Annotated in this window: 14 protein-coding genes; 7 read left to right on the top strand and 7 right to left on the bottom strand. The window is 66.8% G+C overall.

Annotation, left to right across the window (positions count from 1 at the left end; translation table 11 throughout):
- Window positions 1–72: 72 nt before the first annotated feature.
- Complete coding sequence (locus tag AMK58_RS08760; RefSeq protein ID WP_035674356.1) at window positions 73–429, top strand: zinc ribbon domain-containing protein YjdM; 357 nt, start codon at window positions 73–75, stop codon at window positions 427–429.
- A gap of 91 nt (window positions 430–520) precedes the next feature.
- Here the strand turns inward: AMK58_RS08760 and AMK58_RS08755 are convergent, their stop codons facing one another.
- The 3 genes from AMK58_RS08755 to AMK58_RS08745 all read right to left on the bottom strand — a co-directional run bounded on the left by AMK58_RS08755 (window position 521) and on the right by AMK58_RS08745 (window position 3,647).
- Entirely contained in the window at window positions 521–1,819 is a 1,299-nt protein-coding gene (locus AMK58_RS08755; RefSeq protein ID WP_035674359.1) for a TRAP transporter large permease, read from the bottom strand.
- Window positions 1,816–2,514 (bottom strand): TRAP transporter small permease, encoded by a 699-nt coding sequence (locus AMK58_RS08750; RefSeq protein WP_196813124.1) that lies wholly within the window; start codon window positions 2,512–2,514, stop codon window positions 1,816–1,818. The genes AMK58_RS08755 and AMK58_RS08750 overlap by 4 nt, the downstream gene beginning before the upstream one ends.
- A 122-nt stretch (window positions 2,515–2,636) precedes the next feature.
- Window positions 2,637–3,647, bottom strand: a complete 1,011-nt coding sequence (locus AMK58_RS08745) for a TRAP transporter substrate-binding protein (RefSeq protein ID WP_035674362.1) — start codon at window positions 3,645–3,647, stop codon at window positions 2,637–2,639.
- Between the two features lie 150 nt (window positions 3,648–3,797).
- On the opposite strand from AMK58_RS08745, the gene AMK58_RS08740 reads away from it, so the two are divergent.
- The 3 genes from AMK58_RS08740 to AMK58_RS08730 all read left to right on the top strand — a co-directional run bounded on the left by AMK58_RS08740 (window position 3,798) and on the right by AMK58_RS08730 (window position 8,320).
- A complete protein-coding gene (locus tag AMK58_RS08740; protein ID WP_059398805.1) occupies window positions 3,798–5,828 on the top strand; it encodes a sensor histidine kinase in 2,031 nt (676 codons plus the stop codon).
- Window positions 5,821–6,423 carry a response regulator transcription factor gene (locus tag AMK58_RS08735; protein ID WP_035674364.1) on the top strand — a complete coding sequence of 201 codons (603 nt, stop codon included), beginning with the start codon at window positions 5,821–5,823 and terminating at the stop codon, window positions 6,421–6,423. Before AMK58_RS08740 ends, AMK58_RS08735 begins: the two co-directional genes overlap by 8 nt.
- A gap of 133 nt (window positions 6,424–6,556) precedes the next feature.
- On the top strand, window positions 6,557–8,320 hold the full coding sequence (locus AMK58_RS08730; protein WP_035674367.1) for a sensor histidine kinase: 1,764 nt from the start codon (window positions 6,557–6,559) through the stop codon (window positions 8,318–8,320).
- A 27-nt stretch (window positions 8,321–8,347) separates the two neighbouring features.
- On the opposite strand, the gene AMK58_RS08725 is transcribed toward AMK58_RS08730, so the two are convergent.
- Both AMK58_RS08725 and AMK58_RS08720 read right to left on the bottom strand, forming a co-directional pair.
- On the bottom strand, window positions 8,348–8,668 hold the full coding sequence (locus tag AMK58_RS08725; RefSeq protein WP_035674370.1) for a hypothetical protein: 321 nt from the start codon (window positions 8,666–8,668) through the stop codon (window positions 8,348–8,350).
- Window positions 8,669–9,175: 507 nt separating this feature from the next.
- Entirely contained in the window at window positions 9,176–9,442 is a 267-nt protein-coding gene (locus AMK58_RS08720; protein WP_035674372.1) for a (2Fe-2S)-binding protein, read from the bottom strand.
- Between the two features lie 200 nt (window positions 9,443–9,642).
- On the opposite strand from AMK58_RS08720, the gene AMK58_RS08715 reads away from it, so the two are divergent.
- Together AMK58_RS08715 and AMK58_RS08710 are read left to right on the top strand one after the other, a co-directional pair.
- Complete coding sequence (locus tag AMK58_RS08715; RefSeq protein ID WP_051140269.1) at window positions 9,643–10,620, top strand: alpha/beta hydrolase family protein; 978 nt, start codon at window positions 9,643–9,645, stop codon at window positions 10,618–10,620.
- A gap of 9 nt (window positions 10,621–10,629) precedes the next feature.
- Window positions 10,630–11,589 carry an SAM-dependent methyltransferase gene (locus tag AMK58_RS08710; protein WP_051140270.1) on the top strand — a complete coding sequence of 320 codons (960 nt, stop codon included), beginning with the start codon at window positions 10,630–10,632 and terminating at the stop codon, window positions 11,587–11,589.
- A 6-nt stretch (window positions 11,590–11,595) separates the two neighbouring features.
- Here AMK58_RS08710 and AMK58_RS08705 read toward each other — a convergent pair whose 3' ends face one another.
- Window positions 11,596–12,627 (bottom strand): patatin-like phospholipase family protein, encoded by a 1,032-nt coding sequence (locus AMK58_RS08705; RefSeq protein ID WP_306345777.1) that lies wholly within the window; start codon window positions 12,625–12,627, stop codon window positions 11,596–11,598.
- A gap of 323 nt (window positions 12,628–12,950) precedes the next feature.
- Between AMK58_RS08705 and AMK58_RS31695 the strand changes: the two genes are divergently transcribed.
- Window positions 12,951–13,079: a hypothetical protein gene (locus AMK58_RS31695; protein ID WP_256380053.1), complete on the top strand. Its 129-nt coding sequence runs from the start codon at window positions 12,951–12,953 to the stop codon at window positions 13,077–13,079.
- Between the two features lie 32 nt (window positions 13,080–13,111).
- Here the strand turns inward: AMK58_RS31695 and AMK58_RS08700 are convergent, their stop codons facing one another.
- Complete coding sequence (locus tag AMK58_RS08700; RefSeq protein ID WP_035674374.1) at window positions 13,112–13,735, bottom strand: LysE family translocator; 624 nt, start codon at window positions 13,733–13,735, stop codon at window positions 13,112–13,114.
- Between the last annotated feature and the right edge of the window lie 3 nt (window positions 13,736–13,738).

Here is a 13,738-nt window from a genome sequence, read left to right as displayed (position 1 = left end):
GCCGCGGGCAAGTTGCGTTTCCGGATTTCGCCTCGCCGCACTAGGATGCCGCTCCCGAACGGCGAGGATGATATGGACGACGGATTGAAGTGCCCGAAATGCAACTCCGAGCATGTCTATCAGGACGGCATGCTGTGGATCTGCCCGGAATGCGCCCATGAATGGAACCCGCAGGCCGAAGGCGGCGCGGGCGCGGACGCGGCGGCGGATCAGGGGGTGCGGGACGCCAACGGGAACACGCTGAGCGACGGCGACGCGGTGACGGTCATCAAGGATCTGAAGGTCAAGGGCTCGTCCCTGGTCGTCAAGGGCGGCACCAAGGTGAAGAACATCCGTCTGGTCGATGGGGCCGACGGCCACAACATCGCCTGCAAGATCGACGGCATCGGCGCGATGAACCTGAAGTCGGAATTCGTCAAGAAGGCGTGACGTCCTTCGGCTTCTCCGAAAAGAGAAAACCCCTCGCCGGAGCGCTCCAGCGAGGGGTTTTCCTTATGGGCTTTCGCCCGAGGCTTGGGGATTACATCATCCCCAGCGCGCGCGGCAGCCAGGTGGAGATGATCGGCACGTAGGTGATCAGCACCAGGAAGCCCAGCATCGCCAGCAGCCACGGCCAGACGGCCACGGTCAGTTCGGTGATGCCCATCTTGGTGATGCCCGACGCGACGTAGAGGTTCAGGCCCACCGGGGGGTGGCACATGCCGACCTCCATGTTCACGACCATCATGATGCCGAAATGCACGGGGTCGATGCCCAGCTTGATGGCGACCGGGAACAGGATCGGCGCCATGATCAGCACGATCGACGACGGCTCCATGAAGTTGCCGGCCATCAGCAGAAGGATGTTCGTCACCAGAAGGAAGGCGATCACGCCCAGCCCCTGGCCGACGATCCAGTCGGCGATACCCTGCGGGATGTTCTCCGACGTCAGCACGAACGAGAACAGCACCGCGTTCGTGATGATGTAGAGCAGCATCGCCGACATGCTGGCCGAGGACAGCAGCACCTTCGGCACGCCGCGCAGCGGCATGTCCTTGTAGACGAAGACCGCGATGATGAAGGCGTAAACGGCGCTCATCGCCGCGGCCTCGGTCGGCGTGAAGACGCCGGAATAGATGCCGCCGATGACGATGACGATCAGCAGGAGGCCCCAGATCGCTTCACGCAGAGCCTTGAGGCGCTGGGCCAGGCTGGCCTTCGGCAGACGCGGGTAGCCGAACTTGCGCGCGCGGTACCAGGTGACGCCGCCCAGCACGAAGGCCAGCATCAGGCCGGGGATGACGCCCGCCATGAAGAGCTGTCCGACCGAGGCGGCGTGCGGGCTGCCGCTGGTGGCGACCGAATACATCACCATCACGATGGACGGTGGGATCAGGATGCCCAGCGCGCCCGAGGTGGTGATGACGCCGGCGCCGAACTGCTTCGGAAAGCCCTGGGCGACCATCGCCGGAAGCACGATGGAGCCGATGGCCACCACCGTTGCCGGGCTGGAGCCGGACACCGCCGCGAACAGGGCGCAGCCCATCACGCCGGCGAGGCCGAGGCCGCCATGCCAGTGACCGACCATCGCCGTGGCGAAGTTGATCATGCGCCGGGCCACGCCGCCGTGCGTCAGGAAGTTGCCGGCCAGGATGAAGAACGGGATCGCCATGATCTCGAACTTCTCGATGCCGGTGAACAGCTTCAGCGCCACGGCCTCGATCGGCACATGGGTCATGGTGAAGAGGAAGGTCAGAACCGTCAGGCCGAGCGAGATCGAGATCGGCATGCCGGTGAGCATCAGAACCAGCAGAAGGCCGAAGATGATGGCGGCGTTCATCGGTCGTTCTCCTTCGGTCCCTTACCGGCGGTCGGGCCAGCGGCCGGGCCGTTTCCGGGCTTGCGGCCTTCATGATGGGCGATGTCGTGCGGGTGCAGGTTGTCGTCCATCTCGAACCAGTTGACGTCCTGCGCGGCACGCTGCGGGTCGGTGCTGTCCTCCTCCAGACCCTCGACATGGCCGTGGTCATGGTGCGGCAGTTCGCCGGTGCGCAGGAAGTTCACCATCACCTGAAGGAAGCGGAAGCACATCAGGTAGGAGCCGACCGGGATCGCCAGATAGATGATCCACATCGGCCATTCGAGGTCCGCCGAGACCTGCTCGGTGTTCGACATGTGCCAGACGAAGGTGGAACCCATCGTGCCGACGACGCCGGTGAACGTCGCGCCGGCCAGCAGGCCGAACACGATGAACTTCGACCGCATCGGGACGGACAGCTTGTTGATGAGCACGTCCACACCCACATGGATGCCGGTGCGAACGCCGTAGGCGGCGCCGAACTTTGCCATCCAGACGAACATGTAGATGCAGAGTTCCTGCGCCCAGGCCAGATTCCAATGCAGGATGTAGTCCTGGATGACGGGGATGCCGGACGCATAACGGTGGACGACAGCGACGAAGATGATCGTCGTCGCCGCGGCCATCAGGAAGGCGATAAGAATCTCCTCCAGATGGTCTAGGATTTTCATGGGCATGGTGGCTCCGCGCGCAGGAGGAAGCGCCCGCGTCGTATGCGCGGGCGCTTGCCGAAGGCCGTGCTTTCGTTTTCTTTTCTTAGAAGACCGGGCGGGAGTGCCGCCCGGTTAGCCGGACCGTGTTACTCACACTTGGCGGCGTCGGTCTCGGTCTTGATGCTCGCCAGCAGTTCCTTGCCGACGCGCGACGCCATGTCCTCGTGGACCGGCAGCATCGCCTGGCGCCACGACGCGCGCTCGTCCTTGGTCAGCTCGTAGAACTTGGTCTTGCCGGCGGCCTTCATCGCCTCCAGCGCCTTGTCGTTCTCTTCCTGGGCGATGTTGTTGGCGTATTCGGTCGCCTCCTTCATCGCGCCGTCGAGCTCGGTGCGGACGTCGGCCGGCAGGCCGTCCCAGAACTTCTTGTTCACGATGACCGCGTAGCCCAGATAGCCGTGGTCGGAGAGCGTGGCGTGGCTCTGCACCTCGTGCATCTTCTGGGTGTACATGTTGGACGGCGGGTTCTCGGTGCCGTCGACGACGCCGGTCTGCAGCGCCTGATAGACCTCGGAGAAGGCCATCACCTGCGGCAGGGCGCCGAGCGCGCGCATCTGCGCGTCCAGCACCTTCGACGACTGGATGCGCATCTTGAGGCCCTTGAAGTCCGCCGTGGTGTGCAGCGGCTTGTTGGCGCTCATGATCTTGAAGCCGTTGTCCCAATAGGCCAGACCGGTGATGCCCTTGTTCTCCAGCTTCTGGAACAGCTGCTTGCCGATCGTGCCGGTGGTGACCTTTACCAGGGCGGCCTTGCAGGGGAAGATGTAGGGCAGGTCGAAGATCTCGAATTCCTTGGCGCCCAGCGGACCGAACTTGGCCAGCGACGGGGCCAGCATCTGCACGGCGCCGAGCTGCAGGGCCTCCAGCTCCTCCTTATCCTTGTAGAGCTGGCTGTTCGGATAGACCTCGACCTTCACCTTGCCAGCGGTGCGCTGCTCGGCCAGCTGCTTGAACTTCTCGGCGCCCTTGCCCTTCGGGGTTTCCGGAGCGACGACGTGGCTGAACTTGATGACGATCGGCTCCTGCGCGGTGGCGGCGGTGGCGGCCATCAGGCAGCCGGCGGCGACGGTGGCGCACAGCAGCGAAACGAACTTCATAGGGGTCATCCTCCACTTGTTGTTGGTCAGACTGATGGTCCGGCCTTTGATATTCTTTCATTGTTCGATAATTTCGCCCCCGACGCTATTGTGGAAATCCGTAGCTGTGAACGTGACATATTGGTTGCCGTGCCAACACCTCTCCCCCCCATGACCGGCGGTGCGGCCAGCGCCGCCCATGGCCTCGGCCAGCGCGGCCCGGTGCAGGCCATGCCCATCGTGGCGATGGCGCTGGTCGTCCTTCTGTTCGGCGTCTTCCTGTGGGTGCTCCACCGCAGCGAGCGGGAGGAGGAAACGCTCACCCTCATCAAGGACGTGCTGTGGGTGGAGCAGAACCTGCATTTCCAGCTCACCTCCGACGAGGAGAAGCTGCAATATCTCGCCGAATCGCTGGGGCGCGAGGACACCACACCGGTGAACTACTCGGTGATGGCGCGCCACATCGTGACGGTGAATCCGGCGATCCAGCGGGTGGTGCGGCTGGACCCGCAGGGCCGGCCGGTGCGGTCGGAGCCGCCGGTGGACGACGGGCCGGCGCTGGACGACGCCTTCGGCCCCAGCCCGCGCGCCGACGCCTTCCTGATCGCCCGCTCCTCGGGCCGCCGGGCCTATTCGGCGCCCTACCGGCTGGGGGCCGCGGACACCGCCTTCGAGATCGTCATCCCCATCTTCCGCGGGCAGGAGTTCGCCGGTGCGCTCGCCGGCGTGCTGTCGATCGACGCCCTGCTGACCCATCACGTGCCCTGGTGGTTCGCCCAGCGCTACCAGCTGGAGGTCATCGACCCCTACGGGGCGGTGCTGGGGACGAAGTCGCGAATCGCCATGCCGGAGCCGCGGCGCAGCCACGTCGTTCCCTTCGATCCACCGGGGCACGGCCTGACCCTGGTTGCCACGCTCCATCAACTGTCCGGCAACCTCGGGCGCAACATCCTGATCGCCGCCATCTTTGCCCTGACCGTCTCGGCGCTGTGGAGCCTGTGGGCGGTGCGCCGCCACATCGCCCGGCGCATCCGGGCGGAGGAGGCCCTGCGCGCCGAGCACGCTTTCCGCAAGGCGATGGAAGACAGCCTGACGGTGGGCATGCGCGCCCGCGACCTGGACGGGCGCATCATCTACGTGAATCCGGCCTTTTGCCGCATGGTCGGCTGGTCCGCGGAGGAGCTGGTGGGGGCCGGGCCGGTCATGCCCTATTGGCTGCCCGAGGATCTGGTCCACACCGAGGAGGTCTTCCGGGCCGTCCTGGCCGGCAACGCACCGGCCAACGGTTTCGAGCTGCGTTTCCGCCGGGCCAACGGCGAGCGGTTCGACGCGCTGATCTACGAGGCTCCGCTGATCGACGCCAAGGGGCGGCACACCGGCTGGATGGGCTCCGTCCTCGACATCACCGAGCGCAAGCGGGCGGAGGAACTGGCCCGCCAGCAGCAGGAACGGCTCCAGCAGACAGCGCGGCTCATCACCATGGGCGAGATGGCGTCTACCCTGGCACACGAGTTGAACCAGCCGCTGTCGGCCATCGCCAGCTACTGCACCGGCTGCCTCAACCGCCTTCAGGCCGGCAGCATCCGGCCGGACGAGCTGGCCACGGCGCTTGAGAAGCTGTCCGGGCAGGCCAAGCGCGCCGGCCAGATCATCCGCCGGATCCATGACTTCGTGCGCAAGAGCGAACCGAACGTCGCGCCGTGCCGTCTGGCCAGGGTGCTTGAGGATTGCGTGGCGCTGATGGATTCCGATGCCCGCCAGCAGGGGGTGAGGCTGGTGCTGGAGATGGGGCGCGATCTGCCGGCGGTTATGGCCGACCGAATCCTGCTGCAGCAGGTGGTCGTGAACCTGATGCGCAACGGAATCGAAGCGATGGCGACGACCCGGCGCGACCGCCGCCGGCTGAGCGTGACGGTGCAGGAGGTGGACGGGACGGTCCTGACGCGCATCCAGGACCGCGGCTGTGGCATTTCGTCCGAAAATGCGGAAAAACTGTTCTCTCCCTTCTTCACCACCAAGACCGAGGGCATGGGCATGGGCCTGAACATCTGCCGGTCCATCATCGAACACCATCAGGGGCGCCTGTGGTTCGAGCCCGCGCCTGAGGGCGGTACCGTCTTCCTCTTCTCCCTGCCGGTCCTGTCGGAGCCGTCGGCGACGGGCGCGGCCGACTCCCATGACGTGAGGGCGGCCGATGTGTGAGCCGAAGCTGCACATCGTCGATGACGACGAGGCGATCCGCGACGCTCTCGGCTGGCTGTTCCAATCGCGCAACGTTCCGGTGGCTTCCTGGCCATCGGCGGAGGCGTTTCTTGCCGACTACGATCCCGCCATGGCCGGCTGCCTTCTGCTCGACATCCGCATGGAAGGAATGAGCGGCCTGGAGCTGTTCGACCGGCTGTCCGCCATGGGCTGCCGGATGCCCGTGTTGTTCCTGACCGGCCATGGTGACGTGCCCATTGCCGTGTCGGCCTTGAAGAAGGGCGCCCGCGACTTCGTGGAGAAGCCCTTCAACGATAACGACCTCGTCGACCGGGTGATCGAGGCGCTGGCCTTCGATGCCGGAGAGCGGGCGCGGCAGGCCGGCCAGGCCGGCGTGGCCGCCCGGCTGGCAACCCTGACCCAGCGTGAACGGCAGGTGATGGGGCTGGTGGTGGCCGGCAAGCTGAACAAGGTCATCGCCGACGAACTGGGGATCAGCATGCGGACCGTCGAGGTGCACCGCGCCCACGTCTTCGAAAAGATGGGCGTCAAGACGGCAGTGGAGCTTGCCCGCATGCTCGCGGTGGTGGGGTGAGGGACGAAGGAAAGCAACCGATGGACTTGACAGGCGGTCCGATGCGGGCGACCCATTGGGACGGGACGTGCACGCCGCCTTCCCCTTTCCAGTCCGGACGCCATTCCGTTTCCGTCAAAGGTCGGAGAGTGCCTTGCGCCTGCCCTCATCGACGCTTGGTCTGGGGCTAGCTGCCATCGCCCCGCTGCTGCTGTTCCTGGCGGTGGTGGTCTGGATTCTGGATCTCCGGCAGCAGGACGTGCTGGCGGCGGAGTTGGCGGCGCAGGCCCGTTCCGTAATGGTCGCCATCGATCGGGAACTGGAGAGCAAGGCCCGCCCTCTGGAACTTTTGGCCGCGTTGAGCCGCAACACGGTGGACGATCTTGCCTTGCTGAGGTCGGAGGCCGCGGAGGCCGTGCGCAGCCAACCGGGTTGGCTGGCGATCGGAATGGTGAGGGTGGAGGATATGTCCCTCCAGTTCCATACCCAGTACCCGCTGGGCGTCCGCCTGCCGCCCCCGCGTCTGGACGAGGTGACCCGACAAGTGGTCGCTACGCAGCGGACGGTGGTTGGCGGGGTTCTGCCTCCGGGGGGGCCGCCGGGACGTCCGGCGCTGATTGTCCGTGCGCCGATTCTGGACCCGGAAGGTCCCCCAGGCGCGCCCGTCCGGCACGTCCTGTCGCTGGCGGTTGGGCTGGAGGGGTTGGGCGCCGTGCTGCGCGGCTCGGGAATTCCCTCGGCTTGGACGGTGTCGGTGGTCGATCCCTCCATGGTCATCGCCGCGCGCTCCCACGACCCCGACCTGCATGTCGGCCAGCAAGTCAGGGACCAGATGGTGCCCCGGCTGATGGAGCCGCACCCGAAGCTGTTCTCCGCGACGACCCGGGAAGGGCATGAGGCGCTGGTCCTCGTTCACCGGTCGCAGCAGACCGGCTGGTCGATCATCGTGGCCGTTCCGTTCGAGCAGATCAGCGGACAGTTGAACCAGACGCGCACCACCATCCTGGCCGGTGCGGCAGGGGCCGGACTGGCGACGCTGGTGCTGTCGCTGGTGGTGACGCGCCACGTCCGCCGCCGCCGCCACGCGGAGCGCGAGGCCCGCCAAGCACGCGAGGCCATGCTGGCGGAGCAGCGCCGCCGGCTGGAAGCGGAGAAAGAACATGCCGAGGCCGCCAACCTCGCGAAGTCCGATTTCCTGGCCAACATGAGCCACGAACTGCGCACACCGCTGAACGCGATCATCGGTTTCAGCGAGGCGTTGATGTCCGGCCTGTTCGGCCCAAGCCCACCGAAGCACCAGGAATACATCGCCAGCATCCATGTCTCCGGCCAACATCTTCTGTCCCTGGTCAACGACGTGCTGGACATGGCGAAGGTGGAGGCGGGGCGCCTGGAACTGTATCCGGAGCCGGTTCGGGTCACTGTCCTGCTGGGCGAGTGCGTCGAGTTGGTGGAAGCGCTGGCCGCCCAGAAGGGGGTGCGGATGGAATGCCCGCCCGTCGAGCCCGGCCTGATGGTCGTGGCCGACGCCATGCGCCTGCGGCAGGCGGTCCTGAACCTGCTGTCCAACGCCATCAAGTTCACCCCGTCGGGCGGGCGGGTGCGTGTGGATGCGGCGCGTGGCGGGGATGGCTGCGTGTCCCTGACCTTCGCCGACACGGGCATCGGCATGTCACCGGAGGACCTCAAGATCGCGCTGGAGCCGTTCCGCCAAGTGAACAGCTACATGACCAAGGCCCATTCCGGCACGGGGCTGGGGTTGCCGCTCGCCAAGCGCTTTGTGGAAGCCCATGGCGGGCAATTGACGTTGAGCAGCGCCCCCGGAGAAGGCACGGTGGTAAACATCGTCCTTCCGGGCACCCCGTCGCCCACTCCGCTGGCCGAACGTGGGGCTGTCCTGCTGTTCAAGGCGGAGTGATGCGGCCCGGTGGTGGGCGCTTGGCGGTCAGGCTGCTTTGCGCCTCAGGCAGGCTTCCATGTGGTCGAGACCGCTGACCAGCTCTTCCGCCGCCTGGTCGGCAATGGCGTGGGCGAAGGTCCAGGCATCGTCCGTGGCGATGCGCGCCGCCTCGACGCGGGCGCACAGCCGGTTGTGCTGGCCGCGCAGGGCGTCCAGCGTGCGTTCCATGTCTTCCCGGCTCATGGTCTCACGAGTTTCGGGGCCGGACCGCTCCACCAGCGACCGCAGCCGGTCCAGCCGTTCGGCGGTCGCTTGGAGCAGGTCGCGGCATTTGACGTCGTAAGCGTGCCGGTTGCGGCAGCTCATTTTTCACTTCTCCCTTCGGATCGCTTGGGGACCGTTCGCCTGATCGTCAGGCCTACGGTCCGGAGCGGCGCTGCACGGCGGATGCCTTTCCGCAATATGTGCGTTGCAACAAAATATTTGCTGCAACGCCAAAATAAAAATCCGTCTGGTTGCCTTTCATAGACGTATGAAAGGCATTTCCAGTTCCAAAGAACTTGAAGTTTTGTGTATCCGCCCAATCGGAAGCGTTCTGCACCGTTCCGAAGTCTTCGGATTTCTTGAATCCGGCTGGACTCTTTCTGCATCATCGGCCCCGCCCCGTCAAGCGGGCCAGGGGTATAGGACTATGGCGATTTGTCGCAGCCTAAAGGAAGATCCCAGTTGGTGCCGAGTGGCGGCAAAACGGCACGGAACGGCGGAGCAGCCCTGAAATAAATCGGTGGACTACTGGATTAAAGGAGAAGTCCGCGGCGAAGGGATGGTGGCTGTTGTTGCTGCGACTTGCAAGCAGGGTGAGGACGGCGCCCGTTACTCGGCTGCGACGCCGTAAGGGAAGCTTTCGGCGTTGGCTGGTTCCGGAAGCAGGGCTGGCTGCGGCGTTGCAGTGTGGGTGGAGCAGGAATGGCACTGGTTCGCGCAATGGCTTTGGGCCATCTCTCGCATCATCGGAACGCATTTGCCGCACTGGACCTGACGCTCATAATGCCGGAAGACGGAAGCCGGAGTGCGGGCGCCGTTCTCCAGCGCCTTGGTAACCTGCTTGTCGTTCAGCGCGTGGCAGATGCAGACGTACATGGGCCCCCGGCAGCGGTGCGTGTTGTGCGGTCTTGCTGGGGCCAATGTGCTGCGACTGAGAATGATTGTCAATTGATCTGAATCATGACGGCCAAATTTGAGCGGATTGCGGCGGAATGTCACAGCCCGGGCGAACGGGGGATGCGGCTACCTCCGTCGTCGATGCTTTTCTCAAGCGGTGGGAGGATGCGGTGCTGCGAATGGGATGGCTGCTGATCACCGGAGTGGCGGTCCTTTGGGCCGGCGGTGCCGGTGCGGAGGTGGGCATGCGTGCGCTGGCATTTACCGACCCGTCGGACGGCGGTATGGCCCGTGCGGTGGTCTGGTATCCGACGAACGCGCCGGAAACGCCGGTGCGGCGCGGCCCCTTCACGCTCCGGGTGGCGGAAGGAGGGCCGGTGACCAAGGGACGCCACCCGTTGGTGGTCGTGTCCCACGGGTCTGGGGGAAGCGCTTTCGGCCACGCGGACACCGCCATGGCTCTGGCCCGGCGGGGCTATGTGGTCGCGGCGGTTCATCATCGGGGCAACGCCTTCGACGACGACCGGGACGCCGGCACGGAGCGGATGTGGCGGAACCGCCCAGCCCAGCTTTCCGCGATGCTCGACCATATTCTGGCAGAGCCGGAACTGGCTGACCGGCTCGACGGCGAACGCGTTGGCGCCCTTGGTTTCTCGGCCGGCGGTTATACGGTTCTGGTGGCCGCTGGCGGCATAGCGGAACTGGGACGCATCGCCGCCCATTGCCGCACCCCGCCGGTCGGTGAGCGTTTCTGCCATCTTGGGAACGAGGAGGCGGAGGCTCGCGTCGAGGCGCACGACCCACGCATCCGTGCCGCCCTACTGATGGCGCCGGTCGGTGTTCCCTTCTCCAAGGATGGTCTCGCCGGGGTGACAATCCCCATCCGCCTGTACCGGGCGGAGCGGGACGAGCAGGTCGCGGCTTCCCAGGTCGAGGAACTGCGTGACCGGTTGCCGGTGCCGCCCGATTACGACGTCGTGCGCGACGCCGGGCACTTCGCCTTCATGATGCCCATTCCGGCTGCCATCGCGGCGGAGATCGGGCCGCCCGCCTGGGACCCGCCGGGCTTTGACCGGGCGGCCTTCCACGAACGACTGAACGCGGAGATCGCCGATTTCTTCGACCGCGCTCTTGCAATCGAACGCCAGGGGCGCTAGCCCCTCGGCATGAGCGACTCATCCGACACTTCGTCCGCCCGACCGGCGCCGGCGCAGACCCCCCTGGGGCAGACCATCTATCTGGCGCCCGAAGGCTTCGTTCAGGACCTCGTGGCCGAACTGGGCGACGTGGCGGCGGTGGAGGACCGGCTGGTCTTCACCGACGGGCCGGCGCGTCCGGCCGCCTGGGCGCAGAACATCTGGCACGACCCGGTGCGGATCGAGTTCGCGTCGATCAAGGAGGGCGCGCGGGCCCTGCGTTCCATCCAGCGCAATTGGGCGCTCTGGACGCTGCGCCATCACCGGCGGGCCAGCCTGATCCAGGACAACCTGCCCCACGTCTCGGCCAAGCCGGTCGTCTTCCCGTCGCCGTTGCCGACCGCTCCGCTGGGCTCCTGGACGCTGCTGGACGAGAATACCATCGTCGCGGCGGCGCGCTGCTCCAGCCCCTACCGCCACGGCGAGGTCACCTTCGTCGAGAACCGGACGGTGCCGCCCAACCGCGCCTATCTGAAGCTGTGGGAAGCACTGACCCTGTTCGGTGAACAGCCGGGGCCGGGCGACCGCTGCATCGACCTCGGCGCCTGCCCCGGCGGCTGGAGCTGGGTGCTGCACGAGCTGGGCGCCAGCGTGGTCAGCGTCGACAAGGCGCCGCTCGACCCGGCCATCGCCGCCCTGCCGCGCATCGAGTTCCGCCAGGAGAGCGCCTTCGGCCTGAAGCCGCAGGACGTCGGGCCGGTGGATTGGCTGTGCTGCGACGTGATCTGCTACCCCACGCGCCTGCTGCGGCTGGTGAACCAGTGGATGGAGAGCGGGCTGGCCAAGCGCTTCATCTGCACGCTGAAGTTCCAGGCCGAGACCGACCACGAGACGGCCCGTGCCTTCGCCGCGATTCCCGGCGGGCGGGTCGTGCACCTCCACCACAACAAGCACGAGCTGACCTGGATGTGGCCGGCGGCTCCCGTCTGAGCGCGGCTATGCCCGGCGCAGAGCCAGCTCCAGCGCGGGTTTGAGGATCGAGGCGGCGCCGTAGCCGATCTCCACCACCTCCTCCGCCCGGTCGAACTCCAGGATGCCGATGTGGGCGAGGCGGGGCGCGATCAGCACGTCCGGCGGCTCGCCGGCCAGGCGGGAGCGGGTGATGCGGTCCTGCATGATGTCGATCGACCCGGCCATCACGTCCATCACGTTGGGCGGGACGTTGGAGGCCGGGGCGCGCGTGAGCTGGTCGGCGAGGAAGCGCGTGCGCGCCGCCGGCCGCCGGCCCATCCAGGAGGCGATCTGCGAGGTCAGGGTTGAGAAGACCGGCGAGGTCGCGTCACCCGCCGGCGCCATCGCCTCTTCCTGAAGGGCCTGGGCCTGCTGCATCTGGGCCGCCTGCATCTGGGCCGGCTTCGCCTCCGCGGCCTTGCGCAGTTTGGCGGCGCCGCGCCCGGAGGGGCGGCTCAGCGGCGACAGTTCGCTGTTCAGGTTGACCGCGATCACCACATCCGCGCCCAGCGCGCGGCAGAGCGACACCGGCACCGGGTTGACCAGCGCGCCGTCCACCAGCCAATGGTCGTCGCGCCGCACCGCCGGGAACAGGCCGGGCATGGCGGCCGAGGCCTGCACCGCGCTGAGCATCGGCCCGTCGCGCAGCCAGATCTCCCGCCCGGTGCTGAGGTCGGTGGCGACCGCGGCGAAGGGCTTGTGCAACTGCTCGATGGTGACCTCGGTCCGGTGGTTTCGGAAGCGGTCGAAGGTGCGGTCGGCGGCCAGCAGCCCGCCGCGGCGGAAGGTCAGGTCGATGATGCCGAGCATGCCGAGCCAGCCCATGCTCTGCGCCCAGACCTGCAACTCGTCGAGCTGGTCCGTCAGGTAGGCCGCGCCGACCACAGCGCCGATGGAGGTTCCGCAGATCACGTCGGGCTCGACCCCGATCTCCTCCAGCGCGCGCAACACGCCGATGTGCGCCCAGCCGCGCGCCGCCCCGCTGCCCAGGGCCAGTCCGATCTTCAGTCCGCTCACCGCCAGCACCTCATGTCTTGTGGGCTTGGTCAGGCTTGTCCGGCGCCGACGCGTCGATGGGTGTCCAAAGGGATTTGGGGCATCGGACCGTCGGTGGAAACCCTTCCATCCGGGGGACGCGGGACGCGCCCGGGGGCCTCCTCATGGGGGATGCCGAAAATTGTACCCGCTTTTGCCCTCTATTTGACTTGCATCAGTTTTTCTTCCGATTACCTGTGGCATTGCGATGGATGAAAGAGTTTCCGGGCGACGTTAACCAAACATCAACTGGAAGCGTCCAATGTCGCTCTCAACACGGACAGTCAGGGATGGCGGAGGTTGCCATGGCCCAGGATCTCAAGAGTTTCAAGAAGGATTGGCAGCGCTGGTCGGCGGCGGAGAAGCTGACGGCGGTGGCCATCCTGATCGTTGCCGCGGTCGCGCTGGGCGGCCCGGTGACCATTCTGTTCTGATGTGCTCCGGGTGACCGGCGTATCCCGTTTCCTCACAGGAGGGAGGCGAGGGCCGCGATCCCGAACACTCCCAACACCGCGCCCGAGGCGCGGTTGATCCACAGCATGGCGGCGGGCGTGACCCGGCGCCGGAACGCCCCGACCGAGGCGCTGAGCCCCAACCACCACATCGCCGACCCGGTGAAGACGCCCGCGACGAGCAGGGCGGCCACGCCGGTGCTGCTCCCGTCCCCCGCCGACACGCCCAGCCCGCCGAACACCGCGGCGAAGCTGAGGATCGTCGCCGGGTTGGCGAGGGTCAGCGCGAAGGTGGAGGCGTAAGCCCCGGCCAGACCGCCGCCGCCGCGGGCGTCCGCGGCGCGCTCCGCCGGACGGGCGCGCAGGGTGCTCCAGCCCAGCCACAGCAGCATCAGCCCGCCGACCAGCTTCAGCGCCACCTGCGCGCCCAGCAGCGCGTCGGTGACCAGGACCACCCCGAAGCCGGCGATGGCGCCATAGACCGCGTCCGCGCTGGCAGCACCCAGCCCGCTGACGAAGCCATGCGCCGGCCCGTCGGCCAGGGTGCGCCGGATGCACAGAAGTCCGATCGGCCCGACCGGGGCGGCGATGCTGAAGCCGATGGTCAGGCCCTTCAGCAGGGCGGGCAGCGTGTCCATGCG

Source organism: Azospirillum brasilense (assembly GCF_001315015.1).
Classification (GTDB): Bacteria; Pseudomonadota; Alphaproteobacteria; order Azospirillales; family Azospirillaceae; genus Azospirillum; species Azospirillum brasilense.
This window is presented reverse-complemented; position numbering and strand designations above follow the sequence as displayed.